Origin of the sequence: Halobaculum roseum (assembly GCF_019880245.1) — an archaeon.
Taxonomy (GTDB): Archaea; Halobacteriota; Halobacteria; order Halobacteriales; family Haloferacaceae; genus Halobaculum; species Halobaculum roseum.
Window position 1 is genome coordinate 210,588 of the sequence record NZ_CP082288.1, and the last position, 22,888, is coordinate 233,475.

Here is a 22,888-nt window from a genome sequence, read left to right on the forward strand (position 1 = left end):
CCCCGCGTCGCCCGAGCGGCTCACGACGTACCCACCTCCTCCGCGAGTTCGACCATGAACGCCGTCACGTCGATCTTCTCCCCGAGGAGGCGGCGACGGCGGCGTCGCCAGCGGTCGGCGGCGTCGGGGTCGGCCGCGAGCTCGACGGCTCGCTCGACGACCGCGCGCTCGTCAGCGATCGAGTCGACGAGCCCCAGCTCCGCGAGCGTCTCGAAGTTCCCCATGCTGGACTCGTAGGGGTCGTACCGGACCGTCGGCGTCGCCAGCAACGCCGCCTCCGTCGCCATCGTCCCCGAGTCGCCGACGTAACAGTCGGCGTACGCGAGCAGGTCGTGGGCTGCGTCGGGCGCGACGGGCGCCTCGTACGGAGCGAGATCGTCGGGAAGGGCTCCCTCGCTGGAGAGGTACACGGCGCCGGACTCCCCGAGCCGGTCCACCAGCTCGCGGACGGTGTCCGGGTCGAAACCGGCGGCGCCGGCGTCGTGGTGGGCGCTCCACTCGACGAGTCGGACGACCGAGAACGGCTCGTCCGGGTCGACGCCGGCGTCGGTGAGCCGTCTGGGATCTGGATCGAACCGGGCGGGGTGGAGGTACGCCAGCTCGTGGTACCCCTCATACCGGATCTGGTGGGTTCCCGCGTCGCGGGCGAACTCCGCCGGCGTACAGACGACCGTCGCGAACGGCGTCGTCGCGCGATCGAGCAGCCCCGCCTGTTCGGTGTCGTGAAAGACGACGTTCGGCGCGCCGACGAGCCGGGAGACGTACGCCGCGGTCGGGTTGAGCCTGCTGAGGACCACGTCGGGTCGAAATCCGGCCACCTGCCGGAGGAGCCGGGCCCCGCGGGCGGTCCACTCGCGAGCGACGCCGGCGGCGCCGCCGGCCTTCGCGGACAGCGGGACGTGATCGATGCCGTACGCGTCGAGCAGATCCGTGGTCACGTCCTTCTCGCGGCTTACGACGCGGACCTCGTGTCCCCGGTCGTCGAGCTCCGTGATCGCGTTGCGAAAGAGGTGGACGTGCGCGGGGTGGCTCACATCGACGAGAACGCGCATGGGACTCACTCCAGGTAGCCCAGGTCCGCGAGCCGGGCCTCGACCTCGGCGTCGTCGGTCTCCTCGCCGGCCCGATCCCCGGAGAGCGGTTCGCGCGTCCGGACCGGGCGCTTCGCGGGGTCGGTCCCCGGATCAAACACGTCCAGCACCTCGCCGTCGAGGTCGTCGGGGACCGCCGCGCCCATCGCGTGCAGCAGGGTGGGCGCGAGATCGACGATGCGGGCGCGTTCGGTGAGGCCGTCCGACCGGAAGCTGGGCCCCGAAAAGAGGAACACGCCGTCGGGCATGTTGCCGCCGAGCCAGACGCCCGAGTCGGCGACGGGCTCGTCGGGACCGATCGCGTCGCTCGTGTGGACGCCGTCGCCCTGATCGAGGATGAGGTCCGGCGCGCGGTCGGCCGCGTGGCCGGTGTAGTGTTCCTCCCCGCGGTACACCGCCCGAACCAGCGGCGTCCCCGTCTCGGGGTGGCGAAGCGACTCCAGCCCCTCGATCAGCTCGGTGCGTAGCTCCTCGTAGCCGGGGTCCTCGCGCGAGCGCGTGAGGTAGATCGGTCCCTGGTTGCTGGCGACAGCCTCCGTCCCGTCCCAATCGAGGATCGACAGCACGCGGTCGCGCTTGACGCCCTCGTCCCACGGGATGACCTTCTGGATCCCCTCGGGCACGACGCGGCTCAGGGTCTCGACCATGCCGAGGCGCTTCGCGACCGAGAGCGCGCGTTCGCGGGTGATCCCCGCCTTTCGGAGCGCGCCGTCGATGTTGTTCTCGACGGCGAGATACCCCTGCTGCTGGAGCCAGACGTTCACGTAGAAGACCGCATCGACGTAGCAGGTCCCGTGATCCGACATCACGAGGATGTCGTGTCCCTCGTCGAGGAAGTCGCCGAGGTGGGCGTCGATGCGCTGCCACGCGCGCTCGACGGGCTCGCCGTCGTAGAAGTAGTGCTGCAGCGCCATGCTGTAAAACACCGTGAGGTGGAGGAAGTCCGGGTCCTCACGCTCCAAGAGCGCCTTCGCCGCCTCGAATCGCAGGTCGATCAGGTCGAGGACCGCCTCGACCTCGGCCTCGCCGGTCTCGCTCGGGGAGATCATCGGGCTCGGGTGGACCCGGTAGTCGAGTTCCTCGCGAAGGAACTCCTCGACGCGATCGGGCGTCGCGAAGCCGCGCTCCAGCGAGCGATACTCCGTCTCGGAGGCGTCGGGACCGCCGGCGACCATGAAGCCGTCGAGGTCCTTCGGCGGGTACGTCGACGGCTTGTTGATCACGCCGGCCGTCTTCCCCTCGTCGTTGAGGTAGTCCCACAGCTCCGCGCTCTCGAAGTCGGTCGCGTCGTGGAACACGTGCGTCCGGTTCTCGGTGTCGATCCGGTCGAACCGGTACACGCCGAGCTTCCCGGGGTTCTTGCCGGTCGAGTAACACTTCCAGTTCGGGACGGTGATCGGCGGCAGACAGCTCTCGGAGACGCCGCCGACGCCGTCGTCGACGAGGCGCCGGAGGTTCGGCAGGTCGCCGTCCTCGAGCCAGTCGCCGATGAGGTCCCAGTTCGCGCCGTCGAGGCCGATCGTGATCGTGGTCATGATGTGGATGAAGGGGTTGCCGGCGGGCGGACGAGCCGGAGTCCGCGTTTCACGGCGTTGATCGCGCCGTCTTTCGTGCGTTCGACGAACAGTTCGGGCACCGAGTCGGCCCACCGCTCGGGGTGGACGAGCAGGCAGCCGCGCTCGACGCCGCCCTCGCGGAGGAGCGCCGCGAGCTCGGCGGTTTCGGCGACCGAAACCGCCTTCGCGCTGTCGCCGACGGTGTGGTCCTTGATCTTCAACGCGCCGTCGCGCCAGGTGCGGCCGGTGTCGGAGAAGTACGTCACGTCGACGAAGTCCATCGAGAGGTACGCCTCCCCGAGGAGGTCGTACGCGTCGAACCCTGGCGCGTCCGTGGCGGTCCACATGTCGCGGTTGTCGTGGGGCGACAGGGGGTTACCGTGCATGCAGACGGTCTCCACGTCGCAGTAGCGCCGGAACAGGTGGAGGTGTCGCGCGAAGCGGTCGTGAGCCCCCTCGAGGTCGCCGTCCGCGCGGACGTAGTCCTCGTAGTGGTAGCCGACCTCGTGACCGAGCGATTCGAGGGTGCGGACGAACCCCGGGTCGAACGTCCCGGTGCGGACGTAGTAAGTCGCCTCGATGCCACGGTCCGCCTCGATGCGGGCCATTCGCGCGGCGTTGCGGACCTTCCGGTCCACGTCGTGACGGAGGAGGAGGAACCGCTCGGGGCGGTCCTCGGCCGGGGTCGCGAGGTAGTCGGCGACGGTGAGGAACTCGTATCCCCCGTCGTCGGCCGCATCGAGGAGGTCGACGTACGATTCGGTGGTGAAGCCGTCCGCGATCACGGTCCCCTCCCGACGACGTACACGTCGCGTCCGAGTCGGTCGCGGTCGAGCGCGTCGCGCGTGTCGATCAGGACCGTCGACGACGGGTAGGCGTCCCAGTCGATCGCATCGAAGGCCTCGTGGTCGGTCGCGAGCACGACCGCGTCGGCGTCGATGGCGCCGACCTCCTCGGGGTGGACCCACGTCGCGGGGATCCCCTCGGCGTCGACGAGCGGGTCGCTGGCGTACACGGTCGCGCCGCGGTCGTCGAGCGTCCGGCAGATGTCGATCGCCGGGCTCGCGCGCGTCTCCGCGACGCCGGCGCGGTAGGTGATCCCGAGGACGACGACCGTCGACCCCGCGAGCGAGTCCCCCCGCTCCTCGATCCGTGCCTCCAGGAGGTCGACCACATGAACGGGCGTCGCGTCGTTCACCTCGCGGGCGGTCGCGAGCAGCGGCGCGGGGGTCTCCAGCCAGTTGAGCACGAAGTACGGGTAATACGGGATGCAGTGGCCGCCGACGCCCGGGCCGGGGTCGTGGATGTCGCAGTACGGCTGCGTGTTCGCCACGTCGATCGCCTCACGCACGTCGATCCCGAGTTCCTCCGTGAACCGCGCCAACTCGTTCGCCAGCGCGATGTTCACGTCGCGGTACAGCCCCTCGAACACCTTCACCGCCTCCGCGGTCGTCGTGTCGGAGACGGGGATCACCTCGTTCGTCGTGAGCTCGTCGTACGCCAGCGCCGCCGCGCGCGTGCTCTCGGCGTCGACGCCGCCGACGACCTTCGGGTGGCTTCCGCGCACGTCAGCGAGCGCTCGACCGCTCGAGGTCCGCTCGGGGCAGAACGCCAGCCCGAACTCGCCGGCGTCGAGTCCGCTCTCGTATCGCAACAGCGGCGCGAGCACGTCCCGACAGGTGCCCGGCGGGAGCGTCGACTCGACGCAGACCAGATCTCCCGGCGCCAGCCCCTCCGCGATGTCGCGCGCGACGCTCGTGACGACCGAGGTGTCCGGCCGGCGGTCATCGGTTATCAGCGTCGGAACGATGACGACGTGGATCCGGGCGTCCTCCGCGGCCGCGGCGCCGTCGGTGGTCGCGCGCAGCGCCCCGTCGGCGACGAGGTCGGCGACCGCCTCGTCGAGGCCGGGCTCGTTTCGTACGTGACAGTCCCCGTCGTTGACGCGGTCGACGACCGACTCGTCGATATCGACGCCGGTGACGGTTCCTGTGGTCTCGGCGAAGACGGTCGCGATGGGGAGGCCCATCTTTCCGAGGCCGTAGACGGCGACCGGGTACTCGCCGCGGTCGAACGCCTCGCGTTGGGCACGTTCGGGTCGGTCGCTGCCGTACAGCGGCGCGGAGAGTTCGGCGCGTTCGCTCATCGCGTCGCCTCCTGTCGCGCGGCGAGTTCGTCCTCCATTCCGATCACGCCCTCGACCTGCCGGGCGAACTCGACGGCCGCGAGGCCGTCCTCGACCGTGACCATCGGCTCGCTCCCCTCGCGGACCGCCTCGACGAACGCGCCGAGCTCGGCCTTCAGCGGCTCGCCCGTCTCGACGAACGGTCGCTCGACGACGCTCTCGGTGCGGTGGCGGACCGTGCCGTTCGACTCCACGTACTCGGGCACCTCGCTGCGGTGGATCTCGACGGTCTGTGCGAGGTAGTCGACGACGACCAGACACTCGCGGGCGGTGATCTCGAGCCGTCTGACCTTCCGACGGGTGACCCGACTGGCCGTGAACGTCGTGACGGTGCCGTCCTCGTAGACGCACTGGACGGTGGCGTAGTCGCCGTCGGCCGCGCCGGTCGCGCCGAGCGTGCCGGGACGGGCGTCGATGACCGCGTTGATCACGTCGATGTCGTGGATCATCAGGTCCGAGACGACGGTACCGTCCAGCTCGCGGTCCGTCGGCGGCCCGAGTCGACGCGCGTCGACCGCGAGCACGTCGAGGTTCGGGAGTATCCGCATCAACGTCCGCACCGCCGGGTTGAACCGCTCGACGTGGCCCACCTGAACGGTGACCCCGGCCTCCTCGGCCCGGACCGCCAGCTCGCGTCCGGTCGCGATGTCGTCGACGAACGGCTTCTCGACGAGCGCGTGCACGCCGGCGTCGATACACCGTTCGAGCACCGGGGCGTGCGCGCTCGTCGGGACCGCGACGCTCACCGCGTCTGCGACCCCGAGGAGGTCGTCGGTGTCGTACGCGACCGTGCCGTACTCGCGGGCGACGCGCTCGGCCGCTTCGGTGTCCATGTCGGCGACGCCGACCAACTCCACGTCGGCGAGCTCGCGGTAGACCCGGGCGTGGTTGCGCCCCATGCTCCCGATGCCGATGACGCCCACCCGAACGGGTCCGTCCGTGGCCGCCTCCTCGGCGACGTCGTTGGCTGCGCTCACGAGTCCACCCGCCCCTCGTTCGCGGCCGGCTCGGGGACCCGTTCGCTGTGCTCGAAGCGCTCGACCGCGTCGACGACGGCCTCCAGGTCGGCCACCGAGAGGTCGGGGTGGACCGGCAGCGAGAGGACGCGCCCGGCGGCGCGCTCGGCGACGGGGAGCGACACGTCGACGTCCGGATACGCCGGCTGCTCGTGGATCGGCAGCGGGTAGTACACCGCCGAGGAGACGCCGTGGTCGGCGAGGTGCGACTCCAGCAGGTCTCGGTGATCCGAGCGGACGGTGTACTGGTGATACACCGGCGTACGTCCGTCCGGTTCCGTGGGCGTCTCGACGGACGTACCCGCGAGGTGCTCGGTGAGATAGGCGGCGTTGCCGCGGCGCGCCAGGTTGTACTCGGGGAGCTTCTCCAGTTGGGCGCGGCCGATCGCCGCACACAGGCTCGTCATCCGGAAGTTGTGCCCGACCTCGCCGTGGCGGTACTCGACGGTTCGTCCGTGGTCACAGAACCGGGCGGCGCGGTCGGCGAGCGCCCCGTCGTCGGTGGTGATCATCCCGCCCTCGCCGCTCGTCATGTTCTTCGTCGGGTAAAACGAGAAGCAGGCGGCGTCGGCGAGGCTTCCGACGGGATCGCCCTCGTGGGTCGCGCCGTGTGCCTGCGCGGCGTCCTCGACGAGCGCCACGTCGTGCTCGTCCGCGAGCGCGCGCAGTCGGCCCATGGCGGCGGGCATGCCGTAGATGTGGACCGCGAGGATAGCGGCCACGTCGTCGCGCTGGGCGAGCACCTCCTCGACGCGGTCCGGGTCCAGCGTGAGCGTCGAGGGCTCCACGTCGGCGAACACCGGCTCGGCGCCGGCGTGGACGATCGAGTTCGCGCTCGCGATGAACGAGAACGGCGTCGTGACCACCGCGTCGCCCTCGCCGACCCCGAGCGCCTCGAAGGCGGCGTGGAGGGCCGTCGTTCCGTTCGTCGTCGCCACCGCGTGCTCGGTCCCGCAGTACCGGGCGAACTCCCGCTCGAACGCTCGGACCTCCTCGCCGTCGGCGAGCTGGCCCGAATCGAGCACGTCGAGGACGCGCTCGCGCTCGTCGGCTCCGATGTCGGGACTCGCGAGGGGGATCACTGGTCGTTCCCTCCGTCGAGCTCCGCGGGAAGCGACCGGAACTCCGCGGGCGACCCCACCGCGAGCGTCCGCGGGGGCACGTCCTCGGTGACGAGCGCGGCGGCGGCGACGAACGCGCCCTCGCCGACGGTGACGCCCGGGAGGATCGTCGCGTTGGCGCCGACGGAGACGTCGTCCTCGAGCGTCGGCGCCTCCAGGTCCGCCTCCGTCCGGAGCGGATAGGGATCGTTCGTCAGCACCGCGTGGGGTCCGAGGAACACCCGGTCGCCGAGGGTGGTGCCGGTCGGACAGTACACGCCGGTCTGAATGCTCACGTCGTCGCCGACGGTGCAGTCGCCGTCGAGGACGGCCTGCGTTCCGACGAGCACGTCGTCGCCGGCGGTCGTCCCCTCGCGGACGACCGCGTGGTGGCCCGTCGTGAACCGGTCGCCGACGACCACGTCGGCGTAGACCACGGTACCCTCGCGGATCGTCGGGTCGGCGCCGAACGTCGGCCCGCGTCCGCCCTCGCGTTTGATCGTCGCGCCCGGGTGAACCGTCCCGTCCGAGGCGCGCTCGGAAACGGGGGTCCCTCCGTCCGCCCGGGCGTGTCCGTACGCGTCAGTCATCTCCACTCCTCTCGACCGCTCCACGTGTCAACTACCGGACGCCCGCCCGGCTCCGACAGATCTGCGCGGCCACACCCTGGGTGGCGCTGTGCTCCGTTCGGCGCTTGGTTCGTTCTTGGGGACATGTTCCATGTTCCGCCGATGGCGGTTATCTCCCCATCCCCGGTTTCGCACATTGTTATGGGCGCGTTTGGAGGGTTACTCCCTCGGTGACCGCGAACGGAGCGCCGTGACGCGTGCGAGGACATCGACGAGGAGACGGCTGCAGTCACCGATCGATCGGGGGGAAAATCGGTCCGATCGACGCGACGAGCGATCGGGGCGACGGCGTGTGTCCGGTCGGCAAGTATGCGGCGGTTACGCGGCGGCGGTTCGGTCGGTCGACGGTTCGGGACTGAATAACAATACACGTCCCCGTCCCGCTGCCGGTGTATGCCAGAGTGTGTGACCTGCGGAAACCACGTCACGGAACGGTTCGCACGGGTGTTCGGGGACAACAGGAACGTCGTTCGACGGTGTATCGGATGCTCGCGGGCGGCGGACCTCGACGAGAGTCCCGCTCGCGACGAGCGGGACCACGCGATCGAAGAGCAGCCGTTGACGACGTGGAGTTGAGGTACGTCCGTTGACGACGTGGAGCTGAGGAACTGGGCGGCCGATCGCTCGACTTCGTTTTCCCTTCCCGTTGCGACCGTCTCACCGATCGGAGCGTAGCCCGACGGGTTTCACTTGGAGGCGGTTCCCCCCGGGGTGAGGGGGTGAATGGACAGTATTGTTCGTGTCGAAAAAGCCCATTCTGTCAATAGGACGACCGATACGAACGGGCGATGCAGTTATTTATATATGGCAGACCGTCGTGATCAGGTATGTAATATTCCCGTCTACTATCACCCGTTCACGTCGGAGAGTTGTGAGATCGGGTGTGAGCGCGCTCGAAGGGGCAGTCTACTCGTCCGCTGGAATGTTCCCGATCTTTGATACACGGTGGGGGCGTACCGGAGCTTTTATGAACAAAAACCAAATATACTGACCCGAGCAGTTGTGTATATATGACGGTTGACAATAGCACTACGGGGGGGATGGAAATGGAGACCCCGACGTACCGATCAGATTGGACGGAGTTCGAGCGCCCGAGTACCGCCGTTGTGGTCGCCGTCGCGGAGGCGACCGGCGTCGAGGCGGATCAGCTCCCGGTCCTCAACGAGTACGTCGACGGGGACGCCCTCGACACGCTTCTCCGGCAGTCGAACGCCGGCGTGGAGGTGTCGTTCGAGTACGACACCGTCACCGTTCGAGCGTCGTCCGACGGGCGACTCGACGTCGAGTCGCTCCGGTAGCCGGGCGGGGTCGAACGGGACAGATCGGCGATCGAACGCGGTGCGGAGGTTCACCGCAGTTTATTGTACAACGACACGGCTACGTCCATCGTTCGCGAGGCGTGCTTTACCCGGTAGTAGGGAACGAGATCGGGAGCGAACTTCGCCTTGTACTCGGCGATCCGGGGGGTGTTCGCGCCCGCGAGATCGAACGAAGTTACCCCTCGACCGGCCGCGCGTCGGCAGTACTCCCAGTCGATAAGGTCGTTCGCGGGGAGGTCACAGGACGGCTTCGCCGAACCCACCCACCGGATCGCGGCGTCGTGGGCTTCGAGACAGACGGTTCCGGCGGTGAACTCGCCGTCGATCCGGCAGACGACGGGGCGGACCACCCCCTCCGGCGCCGCCTCGTATAGGTCGACCACGAACGGGGAGTCGATCGGGAACGGCTCCCCCTGATCGGCGTGTCGCCGTTTTGTCTGTTCGACGATCCGTTCGATGTCCCCGGCGTCGCCCGGAACGATCTCGTAGTCCACGTCGTAGTCGTCGGTGACGTTGCGCCTGGCGTCCGAGCTGAAGCTGTCGAGCAGTTCCTCCTCGGGCCTCGTGAGGTCGACCACGTACGTGTAGCGCGGATCCGCCTCGTACTCGTTCCACGAGAACGGGCGAACATCGTCGTACCCCGGGGGGGTGCGGACGTTGACGAGCGCGGGGTCCATCGAGGCCGACAGGTGCTCGACGGTCCGTTCGACGAACTCGTGGTGTTGCCGGTCGAGGCGCCGGCGCTTCGGCGCGTCGCCGCGAACGACGAGCGTGGGGCCGAGGTACGGCACCTTCAGGTCCGGCGGCGGCGAGAACACCCCCGAGACGGGGCCGCGGTCCACCTCGAACACCGGAAACAGGCCGACCGGTTCCTGCCCCTTGAACCCGCCGAGGCGGTGGAGCGTCGCGTCCGCCGCGGACGCGAGCACGTCCAGCACCTCCGCGTAGTGAAACGGGGTCGGCGTCGGGGCGTGGTCGAGGTAGCCGTTCCACCGGTCGTCGTCGTCGACCGGCCGAACCTCGATGCTCATCGTCCCCCCTCCAGATACCCGAGGTTCGAGAGACGATCCTCGACGTTTCCGGTGCCCGTTCGTTCGGTGTCCCGCGGCGAGAACGGCGCGTACTCCGCCGGCGGCACCGACGCAACCGGCGGGAGCGTCCCGCCGTCCATCCGGTCGCTCGGGGGGACACCGAGCGCGGACAACACCGTCGGCGCGACATCGAACAGGTGGGCGTCCTCCAGCGGCTCGTCGGCGTCGACGCCCATTCCGGTCAGCGAGACGATACCCGTCGGCTTGTGGTTCCACGGCTCCGAGGGCGGGCCGAACTGCTCGTCGCGGACCGACGCGGAGAGGTACACGTCGAACTCCCGCGGGACCGTGACGATGTCGACCGCGTCGTCGACGTGGGGGCCGTGAAACACGTCCTCCGCCGGGACGACCGCCTCGAACGCCGGTTCGCCGTCCGGCGTCCGGACTGCCTCCAACGCCTCGATCAGGTCCTCGCGAACCGAGGCGTACTCGCTCGGCGAGACCACACCCTGCGGGTCGCGCCCCGCCTTGTTGATCCGGACCCCCAGTTCCGTCCGCGAGCGCATGTACGCCGCGGACGCGGGGAAGTCGACCCGCTCGGTCGCCGCCCGGACCGTCTCCGTCGAGACGCGATCGAGAACGAACCCGTCGAGCCGAAGCGCGGACAACACCTTGTTGATCCGCTGACTGGTCATGCCGACGGCCGCGGCCGCCTTGACGGCCCGGCCGGCGAACGACGCGGTCGCGTCGCCGTCGCGAGCTAACTCCCCCCACGACGGCATTCCGCCCTCGCCGGTGGTCGTTCGAACGTACGAGGACTCGCGGAGGAAGGAGTTCACGCGGAACTCGTGTCCCTCGTAGGGACCGATCCCGTGATCGCTGGCGACGATCACCGTGTCGGGGTCGCACGCGTCGAGGATCCGTCCGATCTCGTCATCGACGGCGGAGAACACCCGTTCGACGGCCCGGTCGTCAGTCGGCCGTTCGTGGAAGACGGTGTCCGTCTGTTGGAACTGGACGAACCCGAAATGCGGGTCGTACTCGTCGGACAGGTGGCGGAAGGCGGCCCCGCGCATCCGGACGAGCCGCTCGTACCAGTCGATCTCCTCCTCGTCGGTCGCGTCAGCGGGCGCGTACACGCGGTACTCGCCGATCTCCTCGCGGAGGTCGTCCAGGAGGCCCGCCGGGTGACAGGTCGGCTCCTCGGGGGCGACGTAGCCGGGCACGAGCGCGCCGTCGAACGGTCGCGGGGGGTCGGTCACCGGGACGTTCACGACGACGCTTCGAAGCCCCCGTTGATCCAACAGCTCCCACAGGGCGTGCTCGTGTACGTCGCCGCGGTCGACGAGGTCCCAGTCGTAGCCGTCGAAGCTGAGGAAGTCGAATACGCCGTGCTTACCCGGGTTAACACCGGTGTACAGCGACGGCCACGCGCTGGGCGTCCACGGGGGAAGCTGCGACGCCAGATCGCCGACCGCACCCCGGTCGAACAGCGATCCGAGCGTCGGGAGTATCCCCTCCGCACGTAACGGATCGAGCACGGACCACGAGGCCCCGTCGATCCCGATCAGAAGGGTCCGTAGCTCGGTTTGGTCTCGGTCGCTCACGGCCGAACCTGGGTCGAGTCCGACCTTTGTTATGATGAGCGCCACCCGTAGGGTGTCCCAACGTCGCCCGGGTACGGCTATCCCTAACCGGTAGTCACGTCGAAACCACATTCGGCTCGGCGTACTTCGTCGAAGGGGCGCCGAGGCGGTCGAGTCGTCCCCCGGCAGAGATCGCCACGTCAGGGGACGGTTCCCGGGATATTCGCGTCCCTACCGATCGTTTGTCGCCGATTACTGACGCGCGTCGGAGGTTATCAGCTCCGAAGGGTGAACGTACCACCCCGACCGGCGCGCCGGCGCGGACCCGCCGATCGTGAATCCATTTCGTATCTATTCTGTAGCTACCCGAAACAAACGGTACGGGGAACGTACCCGCGTTCGACCGTAAGTAACCGTATCTTACCGCCGATCGGGGGGGAATTCGTCAGATCCTACTTGTGTGTATTCGCTCCCTTCCCGTCCATGGCAAACAGCCATACTGGGGACGCAGACGAGAAGGAGTCGACTACCGAACAGAAGTCGGAGGATACCGCCTCCGCGAGCCGCCGAACGCTGCTGAAGGGGATCGGCGCGTTCGCGGCAGTCGGCGGCGCCGGGGCGCTCGCGAGCGAGTCGGCCACCGCGGCTGGGGACTTCGGCGAGTACAGCTCGCCCAGCGGCGAGGTCAGGATCCCGGCCGGCGAGTACACCTGGAACGACGACGACCTCGACATCGGCTCGGGCGACGCGCTGATCGGCGAGGGCAACCCCGGCGACGTCGTCGTGAACCTCGAGGGAGGCACGATGGACGGCTGGATCGAGGGACGGCTCGAGAACATCGTCGTCCGCGGACGCAACAATGAGGCCCGTGCTGGACTGTACGTCGTGTCCGGCAGTGAGATCGAAGGATTCCACTGGCCCGAGGGCGGCGACGAGTCACGTGACCGCGCGATGTACAATCCGGAGGGTGGGGAACGTGCGGTCGTTCGAAACTCCTCGTGGGCGTGGATGGGCAACAACGGCGCCTACACCGACAAGCTCCCGATGACCTTCGAGAACTGTGTCGCGGCCAACAGCAACATCTCGAACATCCGGGTCGGCCACCGGCGTGGCACCGACGTCGACGAGACGACGTACGTGCGTAACTGCCTGATCGCGGTGACCGACCCGGTGCGCACCGACGACACCAACGTGAGAAACGGCCGCGGGCTCCGTCTGCGCCACCCGGGGAACTTCGTCGTCGAGAACTGCTACTTCGTCGCGATGGACGTCGACGGCGTCGGAAACCCGATCGTCGCGCACGACGGAGCCGCGGGATCGACGCTCACGGTCCGTAATTGTCACTTCTACAACGACTCCAGTGGCGACATCATCCGCGACAAGACCGGCGGCGACATCGACGTGACCGTCGAGGACTGTACGTTCCAAGGCTCCGGCAGCGACGGGATCGAGCCCGCCTACGACGGGAACGGTATCGTCGACGGCGCGCCCGAGTTCCCGCTCCCCTCGGACATCACCGGCTACGCGGTCTCCGACGAGATCGAAGGGATCGAGGCGGGCGTCGGCCCGTGGGGCGACGGCTCGACGACCGTCGAGTCGGACCCCGTCGAGTACGACAACACTCTGGTACTCCACGCCGACCCGGACAACCCGCTTTCGGACACCGCCGAGCCCGGGGACTTCGACATGGACATCGTGGTGAGCGGGGAGGCGGCGTTCGGAGACAAGGCCGAGCCCGGCTCCGACAGCATCACCACTACCAGCGATGGGAACACGCTGATGGAGGTTCAGGACCTCCAGCCTGACGAACTGGACTCGTTCCGATTCAACGGCGACGTGCTCGATTACGTCGTCGACGACGGCTACGGCTACTCCGTCTCGTTGAACGGGACGACGACCACCTTCGAGGAACTCGTCAACGGGGAAGTGCCGACCGACGACGACGGGTCTGGCGACGACTCGTCCGGTGACGGTTCCACGGACGACGGATCGACCGACGGTGACGGATCGACCGACGGGAGTACGGACGATGGGTCCACCGACGATGGGTCCACCGACGATGGGTCCACCGACGATGGGTCCACCGACGACGGCTCCACCGACGACGGCTCCACCGACGACGGCTCCACCGACGACGGCTCCACCGACGACGGCGACCGCACGTACGACGACGACCTGTCGAACCAGGTCGTGGTCAACGGCGCCGACAACGGCCGGCCGACGAACTACACGTTCACCGTCTCCGGCGAGGTCGTCCGAGACACCGAGGCGAGCAGTAAGACGGAAGACGGCACCGACTGGGACCGCGTCGAGGACTTCGCGCGCGACGGCAAGGTGATCGGGGTCGTCGGGTCCGGCGTCGACGCGTACCGGTTCAGCGGCACCCTCACGGGGATCACCGTCGACGGCGAGGCGGACCTCACGATCGAACGAGGAGCCTGATGCCGCGGTCGATGACCGACGCCTGGCGAGAGCTTCCCCCGAACCCGGACCCGCTCGATGACCTGGGCTACGACCTCATCGAGTTGGACTTCATCCCCACCTCGACGAGCGGCGGGGAGGAGGTGCTCGTGCTCCCGACGGACGAGGACCTGCTCCGCGAGGACGCCTTCATCGTCGCCGACCGCGGGAGCGTGACGGAGCTGTCCGACCGGGCCTGATCCCGCCGGACGGTCTCGATCCCGCGCCGCCGTCCCCTCACCGGTGGGGCGAGTTGATCACCCCACCGACACGCTGACGCGACTCCCCTCCACGCCCTCCGGATCGACCCCGCTCGCCGCCGTCTCCTTTCGTCAGTGTTCGCCGATCCCCGAATCCCGAACGTCGGCCGCTTCCGGCCGCATGTTCGGCCGCGACGGGTCGATCCAGGCGTCTGCCACACCACCACGTCCGCGGTTCTCCGACACCATCACGTCCGCGGTTCTTCGACCCCCGTATCCGAACTGAACTCGGTGGCCGGCGCGTACACCTCGATCACGTCAGGGGTGATCCGGACCCAATGGCCCCACAGCGCGAACGACACCGTCGTGGTCGGCGCCCCCGCGAGCGCGTTCAGTGCGTCGGTCTCGACGGAATCATGCAACACGGACGGCTGACTATCGGGGTCGATCCCGAGCCGTGCGAACAGTAACACCAGTTGTTCGGACACGGTAAGCCACCGGCTCCGGGGGTCGACGGCGATGGGTGACCGCTCCTGGATGCTCGGGGTCAACACGGTCGGGTACGGGATCTGTTCGATCGACGGCGAATCTGTTACCGTCGTTCGAGCCGACGCCGTGACGACGGGGGGTCGTCCCCCGATTGTGCACGAAGGACATCGAGATACTGGAGCGCGGTTCGGATGTGGTAGCGGGCCTCGTCGGACTCGGCCGTCGCGAGCGCACGCCGTAGCGACCGCTCCAGCTTCGGAAGCCCCGACCCGCCGTCGTGGTGCTCGGGCGGGCGGTCGGCAGTGTCCATACCCGACTGTCGGCCGTCGGTCCCAAAGTTATTATCGCGCTTCATGTCATCATCCCTGAAAATCGGTCGGCCTACCGCACAGTCCGGCCGAACGATGCCTCACGGAAGCGCCGCGCGGAGCCGTCCGACCGCACCGCCCGCGGCGTCGCGGAGGGCGTGTCCCTCGACGAGCGCGAAGCCGCCAAGCACGAGGAGAAAGCCGATAACGGCCCCGTCGGTCGGCACGTAGCCGAACAGCGCGAACGAGAGTCCCGCGGCAGCGATAGGTTCGAGATAGCCGACGAGCATCGTCCGCGTCGCCCCCACCGAGTCGAGCAGCCGGAAGTACAGCAGGAACGCGATCACGCCGGGGCCGACGACGAGAAACGCGAGCGTCGCCACCCCCGTCGTCGAGACGGCGACCGTCTGGGCCTCGCCGAGGGCACGGCTCCCGCCGTGCAGCAGGACGGCTCCGGTCAGCATCCCCCACCCCTGCAGGGCCGCCGCCGAGATCGTCGGCCGAACCCGCCGCAGCAGGACCGTCCCGACGGCGAACGCGACGGTCGCCCCGAACACGAGCAGCGTTCCGGTCGCCGGGATACCGCCGGCTCCCCCGGGATCCGTCACCGAGACGACGCCGAGGAACCCGAGGGCGACCCCCAGATACTGGACTCGACCGAGTTCCCCCGCGCCGAGCACGTACGGCGCGATCAGCGCAGTCAGGACGGGCGAGAGCGCGACGACCGCGGAGGCGACGGGGCCGGGGACCGTCTCCTGTCCGACGTACAACAGCGCGTGGTGTGCGAAGACGACGAACACCGCGAGGCTCGCGACGGCGGCGAGGTCGCCTCGGGTCCGCGGCAGCACGCGTCCACCCCCAACGGCCGCGACCGCGAGCACGAGTACGCCCGCGAGGTCGTACCTGATCGCCGCGAACAGCAACGGCGGCCACTCCTTCACGCCGGCCTCGATGGCGACGAACGACCCGCCCCACAGCGTCGCAAGGAGAACGAACAACACGCCGGTCGTCGGCGCGGTTCTCCAAACAGAACGGAGATTCATTGATTCTGTTCCAACGAAAGAGAGCAGAGTTGATAAGCACTTCCACTCTTACCGAGTGTGATCAGACGTGTCTCTCACGAATATTCGTTTTCTTTGAATCAGGTTCGGATCGAGCTGTGATCCTCGGAGCGGATGGAACTATCAGGCTCGCCGTCGGGGGAGTCGGTATGGACGAGCGCGACGTTCGCATCCTCAAGGCGATCGCCGACCTGGGTACCGGGAGCCCCGAGCGGATCAACGAGGAGACCGGGATCCCGGTCTCGACCGTGCACTACCGGCTGAACAACCTCCGGGAGGCGGGCGTGATCACCAACGACCTGTACGACCTGGACCTCGACGCGCTCGGATTGGGCGTGACGGTGCTCGTCGAGGTGCTCGCCGACTACGCCGGCGAGCACGCGGACGTCGCGTCGACGATCACCGAGATCGAGGGGGTGACGACGCTGTTGTCGACGATGGGCGAGACCGACTTCGTCGCGGTCGCACACTTACCCGACGACAAGGCGGTCGGGCGGTTGCTCCGTGAGTTCGAGCGGATCCCGGCCGTCGAGCGGACCAACTCCACGTACGTCATCGAGACGCTGTACGACGACGCACGCGCGCTCTCGTCGTACTCGACGGAGTCGCTCGTCGAGGCGCTCGTCGACGAGTGAGCGGGCGGGCCCGGCGCCTCTGGGGCGCTACTCGGTGTCGATCTGTGACCGCCGATACCGCGTACGGGCGAGGTCGTAGACGGTCGACGCCCCCGGAAGCGTGCCCCGTTCCCAGCGGCACAACTGGACCGGCTTCCCGCCGTACTTCTCCTTGAACCGGAACACGGAGTTGGAGAAGTGTGGCGAGACCGGCCCGAACGAGTAGCGGTCGTACCCCTCCCGCATCCCCCACTTGATCGCCCGCTGATGGAGAAGCTCGGAGGGGTAGCGATCGAAGTCATCGCTGTCGCCGATGGCGGACAGCCAGTGGTGGAGTACCGAGCTCTCGTCGTCGAGGAGATAGACGTACCGTCCGACCTCGTCGCCGTCGACGACCGCCTTGAACAGCCTGACGCGCTCGGGGATCCGCGCCGCGATCGCCTCGAAGAACCGCAGCGGGAGTCGGTTTCCACCCACCCGTTCGATGTTCGAGACGTAGTCGTCGTGCGTCCGTTTCAGTTCGTCGCCGAACGGACGGATCTCCACCTCGTAGTCCTGTTCGAGCGCCCGGCGTATCCCGCGGCGCCGTCCCTTGTCCATGTTGTCGTGGATAGTTTCCCAGTCGTCGTCGAGGTCGAGAACGAACGTACATTCGGTGATCTTCGGAGTGTATCCCAACGATTCGAGGAATCGCCCGTACCGGACGGCGTCGGGATCGAACGTCTGGACGTAGTGGGAGACCGTTCTGGGGCCGTTCGTCAACGCGGCAGGATCGAAGAGCCGGGCGAGGATCTCGAGCGTGTCGCTCGTCAGGATCGGGCCTCCGTAGCCGGGAGGCGGCGGTTGCACGATCTCGAGCGGAAGCGCGTCCGCGATCCGATCGCCGACCTCGCCCGGTAGCGGGAGGTCGGCCGCGAAGTTCGGGAGAAACCCGACGGGGTTGTCGCCCTTGCGCACGATGACGTGCCGCGGCTCGACGTCGAGACCCTCCTCGACGGCCGCCAGCCAGCCGTATCGGTGGAACAGCGTTCCGCCCTCCGACTGCGTCACGAGGTTGTTCAACTGGTTCTCGCGGATCTCCTCGATACCACGACAGGTTGTGGACTCAAGGCGGGAAGAATCACCGGCGGATCCGCCCGTAGCGCTCTCGAACATGTGGTGATTCCGAAACGCGTCTGCGGGTTTTGCTATAGGTCTGTTACCGAGAGTAACCGGATACGACTGTCGGGCCCCCGATCGCGGCCGACACGTACAGTCGCCTTACCGAGCGTTGTTCGGATCGCCGCGCGACGTGGTCCCTCCCGCGGTACGTCCGCCATTCGAGTCAGACTCATCCGCGACCGTCCCCGATTCGACCGACGAGCGGGCGCCGAACGTCGCCCGGATCGAGAGCGCAACCCTCTTGTTTAGGTTGGCCTAATCGGTTCGCGAATGCAGCTCTCCCGTCGCGACGCGATGCTCGCGCTGTCGGCAGCGGGCGTCGGATCGCTGGCCGGCTGTGGCGCGCCGGTCGCGAGCGACGGCCCCGGCGACGGCACCACCACCGACGACGAGGACGGAGGAGCGCGCGACGACACAGTCGGCGACCACGAACTGTCGACGCTGATCGCGGTCGCCCGCGCGGTGTACCCCTCCGCCGTCGACGGGGTCGACGAGTTCGTCCGCACCTACACCGGGGGCCGCGTCGACGGCGACGGTGCGTACGCCCGCGGGGTCGCCGATGCGGTGGAGACGCTCGACGAGTACACGGGGAACTTGTACGACGCGCAGTACGTCGATCTGGAACCTGCGGACCGCGTCGAGGCGCTGGACGTGATGAGCGTCGACGTGGCGGAGCCCGAACCCGACGGCACCGACCCCCAGCGCGTCCGCCACTACCTCGTGAACGAACTGCTGTACGCGCTGTACGCCTCGCCGACCGGCGCGTCGTTGGCTGGACTGGAGAACCCCCCGGGCCACCCGGGCGGCACCGAGTCGTACCGGGAGGGACCGAACCGATGAGCGCCGACGGGACTGACAGCGAAAACGGAAGGGATCGAACGCCGTCGCCGCGGGTCGACGTGTGCGTCGTCGGCGCGGGACCGGCGGGCGGGCTCGTCGCCGCGGAGCTGTCGGCGGCCGGCCACGACGTGGTCGTTCTCGATGCCGGTCCTCGGTTCGATCCCGAGGACCGCACCGAGCGGATGGAACGGCACCTCCGGCCGGGCGTCGACGGCCCGGTGTGGGACACCGACCCCGAGCGCGACGCCTACAGCAGCACCGGCGATCGGTACTACCCGCTCAACGCCGCTCGCGTGAAGGGGATCGGCGGGAGCACGCTCCACTGGCAGGGGATGGTGATGCGGATGCACGAGCAGGACTTCGAACTGGGGTCGGCGACCGGGATGGGCGCCGACTGGCCGATCGACTACGACGATCTGCGACCGTACTACGCCGACGCCGAGGGGGAGCTGTCCGTGTCGGGCGCCTCGGATAACCCCTTCGCGCCGCCGCGGGAGGAACCGCACCCGCTGCCGGCGTTCCCGCCGTCGTACTCGGACTCGCTGTTCGCTGAGGCGTGTGAGCAGGTCGGCCTCGCGACCCACTCGGTGCCGAACGCGCGCAACTCCGAGCCGACCGACGAGGCGAGCGCGTGCGTCGGCTACGGCACCTGCAGACCCGTCTGCCCGTCGGGCGCGAAGTACGACGCGACGCGGCACATCGACGCTGCTGAGGCGAACGGCGCGCGCGTGCTCGACCGGGTCCCCGTCCAGCGGCTCGAACACGACGACCGCGGAGAACGTGTCACCGCGGCGGTGTACGCGACCCCCGACGGCGAGGAGCACCGTCAGGAGGCTCGCGAGTTCGTCGTCGCCGCCGGCGGGGTCGAGACGCCGCGGCTCCTCCTGCTCTCCCGGAGCGAGGCGTACCCGGACGGCCTCGCCAACTCCTCGGGGCTCGTTGGCCGATACTTCATGGACCACCTGTTCGCGGGGATGGGCGGGACGCTCGACGAGCCGACCCGCCAGAAGCACGTCGGCTTCAACACCACCGAGAGCCACCAGTTCTACGACCGACCGGACGACTCCCGGACCGCGATCAAGCTGGAGTTCCTCAACTACGCCGGTCCGTCGCCGGCGGACATCGCCCTCGGTGCGGACAGCTTCGGCGACGACCTGCTGGAGGAGATCCGCGAGGGATACGGCCAGCACGTCGCGATGGGGGCGCTCGTCGAGCAGTTGCCCCGGAGGGAGAACCGGATCCGGCTGGACCCCTCGCGGACGGACGACCACGGGAACCCCGTCCCCGACGTGGTGTGGAGCCTCGACCAGACGACGCGCCGGACCATCGAGCGCGCCAACGAGATCCAACGCGAGGTGCTCGAGGAGCTGGGCGTCGACATCGGCTGGACGGTCGGCCCCGACAACACCGGTCCGGCGTATCACCACATGGGGACGACCAGGATGGGTACCGACCCCGCCGAGAGCGTCGTGGACCCGCAGTTGCGGACGCACGACCTCGCGAACCTCACGCTCGCCGGGAGTTCGGTGTTCGTGACGGGCGGCGCGATGAACCCGACGCTCACGATCGCTGCGCTGTCGCTGAAGGCGGCCGAGCACGTCGCGGAGCGGTTGTAAGCCGTAGACGGTCCCGTACCGGCTCCCGTTGTCGATCGGTTCCGTACGGTTTGGACGCCGTGTGGTAGCTTTATTATCCACCCGAAGAATTCGCGGGCAGCCAACATGTACTGGTACAGACACCGCCCGAGTCGGGTGATCCCGGATGGGTAGCGACCCCGCCAGCGACGACCAGGGAGCCGGTTCTCGGCCGGACGCCGACGACGTGCTCGAGCAGTTGGCCGCCAAAGCCAGCGTCGACGACAGTGTCGCGGACGCGACGGTGGTCGAGACACACCGGGAACGTGCGCGGCGCCGGTCGGAGCGAATTCTCACGGCCAGCGACGGGAGGGCGAAGCGGAGCTGGATCCTCCCCGGGACGTACGAGCGACAGTGCGACGAGCGTGTCGCGTACGCCGACCGGTACGACGCCGCGCCTGACGGCCTCGGGACGAAGCGTGTGCCGTACGTCGAGACGGGCCGACCCGTGGAGACCTGTCCGGGCTGTGACGGCGAGGAACGCACGACCTGTTCCAGATGCGGGGGCGACAAGGAGGCGGACTGTCGTACCTGCAACGGCGACGGGAACACGACGTGCTCGGCCTGTGACGGTGACCCGGTCAGCGAGTGCGACGACTGCGAGGACGGCACACAGCCCTGTTCGGCGTGTGGCGGAAGCGCGTCCGAGGACTGCCCGGAGTGTGGGGGATCGGGAGGCCACACCGAAACCGGGCAGTGTCCACGCTGTGAGGGCGACGGCTGGATCAACTGCGAGGACTGCGACGGCGAAGGCGGCGAGTGCGACACCTGCGGGGGCGAGTCGACCGTCGACTGTCCGCGCTGTGACGGCGACGGCGTCGACGACAGGTGGATCGACTGTTCGAGGTGTGGCGGCCGGAAGTCGCTCGGCTGTAGCAGTTGCGACGGAACCGGTACCGAGCGCTGTGACACGTGCGGCGGAACGACGACGCTCTCGTGTGACGCGTGTAACGGGTCGGGGTCGGAACCCTGCGACGACTGTGACGAGTCCGGCGTCGTCCGCTGTACCGACTGCGACGAGAACGGAACGGTGACGTGTGGCCAGTGCAAGGGCGTCGGGGAGGTCGTTCACGCGGTGAGCGGCGAACTCGTGTTCGACGTGGACACGGCGGCCGAACTCGACACCGAGCGCGTTCCCGGCGACTGGATCTCCAGTCAGGACGGCACGGTCGTCGACCGGGAGCGGGACGATCCCGAGAACGCGGGGGGAGTGTACCGCCGCGTCATCGAGGAGGAGGAGATCCCGGCGATGACGATCACATACCGGCACGCCGGGGGCGAGTACGAGGCCGCCATCGTCGACGGAACCCTCCGCTACGACGACGCCCCGAAGCCGGCGGAGAACATCCAGGCGCAGATCGAACACGCGGTCGATAGCGGTGTCTTCGAGTACGACTCCGGCCGGTCGTTCGGCGAGACCGTTCGCGCGGCCCCGGGGGCGCTCGTCGCGGACGGCGCGCGCATCGGCGCCGGCGTGGTACTCACGTCGGTTGTACTTCTCGGAGTGGGGCTGGCGACGACACTGGTTCCGATCGGCGACGGACTCCAAGACGCGGTCGGCGTCGGCGCGGCCGCAGTGGCCGCGCTGTGGTACGCCCAACGAACCGGTGCCGACGAGGAGGGGATCTCGACGGCGTCCAACGGCGGCGGTCTCCTCGCGCCGGCGATTCTCGGTGTGGCAGCCGTCGGAGCGACTATCCAGGGCGTTGTCGGCCCCGCGTCCGGGCTCCTCGCGCTCGCGCTCGCCGCCGGTCTCTGGAGCAGGAGGGTGGCCGGTCGGCTTGCGTTCGAGCGGGCCCGCGTCGATCACCGGGTCCGGCAACGGAGGACGTTCCTCGAGAACACACTCGACGGGCGGCCCTCCGAGGTGGCCGCGCTCGGGCTCGCCGACCTGCTTCCGAGCCCCGAGCCCGTCCCGAGCGGCGATCTGCTCGATCGTGTCAGCAGTCTGGTGGTCACCGTCGGGTTGGGCGCGAACGTCTGGGTCGCGGGCCTGTTGGCGCTCGGGGCCGTCGGCGGCGGGAACCTCCTCCTCGACTACGTCGGGTTCGGGACGGTACTCGTGGTACCCGCGGCGACCGCGCTCGTCGCGACGGCTTCCCTGTCGGTGCTCGCCCTCGGGAGGTTCATCCAGGGCGATCCCGAGGCGGACCTGGACCCCGATACCGAACCCCGGAGCCGCCGGTCGACGGATACGCGGGGGTCCGTCGATCCGGAGGGTTCGGTCCAGTCACGCGAACCTGCCCAGTCGCGCGAACCCGTCGAGTCGCGCGGACCGACGCGGTCGACCGGGTCGAACGGTTCGGCGGACCGACTGAACGACTTCCAACTCACGCTGCTGTACTGCATCGATCGGGGCGGGGGCAACACGGGAGTCGAGATCAAAGAGCGGATGGTGGACCTGCACGACGACCCGACGGCGGAGGCCGGAGTCGATCCCGCCCTCCGACAGTTGACGCGCAGGGGGTACCTCCAACGGACAGATCGGGGCTACTACACGACGCGAGCCGGAGAGGAACTGATCCGAGAACACGAGGTTCGGATCGAGCAACGGGTCGGCTCGTAGCCGGGACCCCGAAAGCCCGTCATACCGGAGGGCCGCGGCGGA

The 22,888-nt window shown here is 68.7% G+C and carries 20 protein-coding genes and 1 pseudogene; 8 read left to right on the plus strand and 13 right to left on the minus strand.

Annotated elements, in window-relative coordinates; translation table 11 throughout:
• Positions 1-20: 20 nt before the first annotated feature.
• From K6T36_RS17385 to K6T36_RS17415, 7 genes are read right to left on the minus strand one after another with little or no spacing between them, the layout of a single operon-like run.
• Positions 21-1,052 (minus strand): DUF354 domain-containing protein, encoded by a 1,032-nt coding sequence (locus tag K6T36_RS17385; RefSeq protein ID WP_222923717.1) that lies wholly within the window; start codon positions 1,050-1,052, stop codon positions 21-23.
• Positions 1,053-1,057: 5 nt separating this feature from the next.
• The gene (locus tag K6T36_RS17390) at positions 1,058-2,626 is read right to left on the minus strand and encodes an alkaline phosphatase family protein (RefSeq protein WP_222923718.1); all 1,569 of its coding nucleotides are present in this window, start codon (positions 2,624-2,626) and stop codon (positions 1,058-1,060) included.
• Positions 2,623-3,432, minus strand: coding sequence for a hypothetical protein (locus K6T36_RS17395; RefSeq protein WP_225935254.1), 810 nt, complete (start codon positions 3,430-3,432; stop codon positions 2,623-2,625). The genes K6T36_RS17390 and K6T36_RS17395 overlap by 4 nt, the downstream gene beginning before the upstream one ends.
• On the minus strand, positions 3,429-4,793 hold the full coding sequence (locus K6T36_RS17400; RefSeq protein ID WP_222923719.1) for a nucleotide sugar dehydrogenase: 1,365 nt from the start codon (positions 4,791-4,793) through the stop codon (positions 3,429-3,431). The genes K6T36_RS17395 and K6T36_RS17400 overlap by 4 nt, the downstream gene beginning before the upstream one ends.
• The gene (locus K6T36_RS17405; RefSeq protein ID WP_225935255.1) at positions 4,790-5,809 is read right to left on the minus strand and encodes a Gfo/Idh/MocA family protein; all 1,020 of its coding nucleotides are present in this window, start codon (positions 5,807-5,809) and stop codon (positions 4,790-4,792) included. Before K6T36_RS17405 ends, K6T36_RS17400 begins: the two co-directional genes overlap by 4 nt.
• On the minus strand, positions 5,806-6,930 hold the full coding sequence (locus tag K6T36_RS17410) for a DegT/DnrJ/EryC1/StrS family aminotransferase (protein WP_222923720.1): 1,125 nt from the start codon (positions 6,928-6,930) through the stop codon (positions 5,806-5,808). Before K6T36_RS17410 ends, K6T36_RS17405 begins: the two co-directional genes overlap by 4 nt.
• Complete coding sequence (locus K6T36_RS17415; protein ID WP_222923721.1) at positions 6,927-7,538, minus strand: acyltransferase; 612 nt, start codon at positions 7,536-7,538, stop codon at positions 6,927-6,929. The genes K6T36_RS17410 and K6T36_RS17415 overlap by 4 nt, the downstream gene beginning before the upstream one ends.
• A gap of 435 nt (positions 7,539-7,973) precedes the next feature.
• On the opposite strand from K6T36_RS17415, the pseudogene K6T36_RS19215 reads away from it, so the two are divergent.
• Together K6T36_RS19215 and K6T36_RS17420 are read left to right on the plus strand one after the other, a co-directional pair.
• Positions 7,974-8,153 (plus strand): annotated as a pseudogene (locus K6T36_RS19215) (DUF7563 family protein); the annotation flags it as partial.
• A gap of 470 nt (positions 8,154-8,623) precedes the next feature.
• Complete coding sequence (locus K6T36_RS17420) at positions 8,624-8,875, plus strand: HalOD1 output domain-containing protein (RefSeq protein WP_222923722.1); 252 nt, start codon at positions 8,624-8,626, stop codon at positions 8,873-8,875.
• Positions 8,876-8,925: 50 nt separating this feature from the next.
• Here the strand turns inward: K6T36_RS17420 and K6T36_RS17425 are convergent, their stop codons facing one another.
• Both K6T36_RS17425 and K6T36_RS17430 read right to left on the minus strand, forming a co-directional pair.
• On the minus strand, positions 8,926-9,927 hold the full coding sequence (locus K6T36_RS17425) for a GNAT family N-acetyltransferase (protein WP_222923723.1): 1,002 nt from the start codon (positions 9,925-9,927) through the stop codon (positions 8,926-8,928).
• On the minus strand, positions 9,924-11,534 hold the full coding sequence (locus K6T36_RS17430; RefSeq protein ID WP_225935256.1) for an alkaline phosphatase family protein: 1,611 nt from the start codon (positions 11,532-11,534) through the stop codon (positions 9,924-9,926). Before K6T36_RS17430 ends, K6T36_RS17425 begins: the two co-directional genes overlap by 4 nt.
• Before the next feature lie 462 nt (positions 11,535-11,996).
• Between K6T36_RS17430 and K6T36_RS17435 the strand changes: the two genes are divergently transcribed.
• Both K6T36_RS17435 and K6T36_RS17440 read left to right on the plus strand, forming a co-directional pair.
• A complete protein-coding gene (locus K6T36_RS17435) occupies positions 11,997-13,955 on the plus strand; it encodes a right-handed parallel beta-helix repeat-containing protein (RefSeq protein WP_222923725.1) in 1,959 nt (652 codons plus the stop codon).
• Positions 13,955-14,173: a hypothetical protein gene (locus K6T36_RS17440; protein WP_222923726.1), complete on the plus strand. Its 219-nt coding sequence runs from the start codon at positions 13,955-13,957 to the stop codon at positions 14,171-14,173. Before K6T36_RS17435 ends, K6T36_RS17440 begins: the two co-directional genes overlap by 1 nt.
• 248 nt (positions 14,174-14,421) lie before the next feature.
• On the opposite strand, the gene K6T36_RS17445 is transcribed toward K6T36_RS17440, so the two are convergent.
• From K6T36_RS17445 to K6T36_RS17455, 3 genes are all read right to left on the minus strand, one after another.
• Positions 14,422-14,661, minus strand: coding sequence for a hypothetical protein (locus K6T36_RS17445; RefSeq protein ID WP_222923727.1), 240 nt, complete (start codon positions 14,659-14,661; stop codon positions 14,422-14,424).
• A 104-nt stretch (positions 14,662-14,765) separates the two neighbouring features.
• Positions 14,766-14,972 (minus strand): hypothetical protein, encoded by a 207-nt coding sequence (locus tag K6T36_RS17450; RefSeq protein WP_222923728.1) that lies wholly within the window; start codon positions 14,970-14,972, stop codon positions 14,766-14,768.
• Positions 14,973-15,071: 99 nt separating this feature from the next.
• Positions 15,072-16,013, minus strand: coding sequence for a DMT family transporter (locus K6T36_RS17455; protein WP_222923729.1), 942 nt, complete (start codon positions 16,011-16,013; stop codon positions 15,072-15,074).
• 167 nt (positions 16,014-16,180) lie between these two features.
• Between K6T36_RS17455 and K6T36_RS17460 the strand changes: the two genes are divergently transcribed.
• Positions 16,181-16,666: an Lrp/AsnC family transcriptional regulator gene (locus tag K6T36_RS17460; RefSeq protein WP_222923730.1), complete on the plus strand. Its 486-nt coding sequence runs from the start codon at positions 16,181-16,183 to the stop codon at positions 16,664-16,666.
• A 27-nt stretch (positions 16,667-16,693) separates the two neighbouring features.
• Here K6T36_RS17460 and K6T36_RS17465 read toward each other — a convergent pair whose 3' ends face one another.
• Positions 16,694-17,800 (minus strand): GNAT family N-acetyltransferase, encoded by a 1,107-nt coding sequence (locus K6T36_RS17465; RefSeq protein WP_222923731.1) that lies wholly within the window; start codon positions 17,798-17,800, stop codon positions 16,694-16,696.
• 276 nt (positions 17,801-18,076) lie between these two features.
• On the opposite strand from K6T36_RS17465, the gene K6T36_RS17470 reads away from it, so the two are divergent.
• From K6T36_RS17470 to K6T36_RS17480, 3 genes are all read left to right on the plus strand, one after another.
• The gene (locus K6T36_RS17470) at positions 18,077-18,646 is read left to right on the plus strand and encodes a gluconate 2-dehydrogenase subunit 3 family protein (RefSeq protein ID WP_222923732.1); all 570 of its coding nucleotides are present in this window, start codon (positions 18,077-18,079) and stop codon (positions 18,644-18,646) included.
• The gene (locus tag K6T36_RS17475; RefSeq protein WP_222923733.1) at positions 18,643-20,262 is read left to right on the plus strand and encodes a GMC family oxidoreductase; all 1,620 of its coding nucleotides are present in this window, start codon (positions 18,643-18,645) and stop codon (positions 20,260-20,262) included. Before K6T36_RS17470 ends, K6T36_RS17475 begins: the two co-directional genes overlap by 4 nt.
• Positions 20,263-20,407: 145 nt before the next feature.
• Positions 20,408-22,846 (plus strand): variable surface family protein, encoded by a 2,439-nt coding sequence (locus tag K6T36_RS17480; RefSeq protein WP_222923734.1) that lies wholly within the window; start codon positions 20,408-20,410, stop codon positions 22,844-22,846.
• The last annotated feature ends 42 nt before the right edge of the window (positions 22,847-22,888 follow it).

What these genes read in the sequence shown, in the direction of transcription:
- K6T36_RS17385 (WP_222923717.1), bottom strand. Translation starts at nt 1,052, where the DNA reads ATGCGCGTTCTCGTCGATGTGAGCCACCCCGCGCACGTCCACCTCTTT.
- K6T36_RS17390 (WP_222923718.1), bottom strand. Translation starts at nt 2,626, where the DNA reads ATGACCACGATCACGATCGGCCTCGACGGCGCGAACTGGGACCTCATC.
- K6T36_RS17400 (WP_222923719.1), bottom strand. Translation starts at nt 4,793, where the DNA reads ATGAGCGAACGCGCCGAACTCTCCGCGCCGCTGTACGGCAGCGACCGA.
- K6T36_RS17415 (WP_222923721.1), bottom strand. Translation starts at nt 7,538, where the DNA reads ATGACTGACGCGTACGGACACGCCCGGGCGGACGGAGGGACCCCCGTT.
- K6T36_RS17420 (WP_222923722.1), top strand. Translation starts at nt 8,624, where the DNA reads ATGGAGACCCCGACGTACCGATCAGATTGGACGGAGTTCGAGCGCCCG.
- K6T36_RS17425 (WP_222923723.1), bottom strand. Translation starts at nt 9,927, where the DNA reads ATGAGCATCGAGGTTCGGCCGGTCGACGACGACGACCGGTGGAACGGC.
- K6T36_RS17435 (WP_222923725.1), top strand. Translation starts at nt 11,997, where the DNA reads ATGGCAAACAGCCATACTGGGGACGCAGACGAGAAGGAGTCGACTACC.
- K6T36_RS17440 (WP_222923726.1), top strand. Translation starts at nt 13,955, where the DNA reads ATGCCGCGGTCGATGACCGACGCCTGGCGAGAGCTTCCCCCGAACCCG.
- K6T36_RS17450 (WP_222923728.1), bottom strand. Translation starts at nt 14,972, where the DNA reads ATGGACACTGCCGACCGCCCGCCCGAGCACCACGACGGCGGGTCGGGG.
- K6T36_RS17455 (WP_222923729.1), bottom strand. Translation starts at nt 16,013, where the DNA reads ATGAATCTCCGTTCTGTTTGGAGAACCGCGCCGACGACCGGCGTGTTG.
- K6T36_RS17460 (WP_222923730.1), top strand. Translation starts at nt 16,181, where the DNA reads ATGGACGAGCGCGACGTTCGCATCCTCAAGGCGATCGCCGACCTGGGT.
- K6T36_RS17465 (WP_222923731.1), bottom strand. Translation starts at nt 17,800, where the DNA reads ATGTTCGAGAGCGCTACGGGCGGATCCGCCGGTGATTCTTCCCGCCTT.
- K6T36_RS17470 (WP_222923732.1), top strand. Translation starts at nt 18,077, where the DNA reads ATGCAGCTCTCCCGTCGCGACGCGATGCTCGCGCTGTCGGCAGCGGGC.
- K6T36_RS17475 (WP_222923733.1), top strand. Translation starts at nt 18,643, where the DNA reads ATGAGCGCCGACGGGACTGACAGCGAAAACGGAAGGGATCGAACGCCG.
- K6T36_RS17480 (WP_222923734.1), top strand. Translation starts at nt 20,408, where the DNA reads ATGGGTAGCGACCCCGCCAGCGACGACCAGGGAGCCGGTTCTCGGCCG.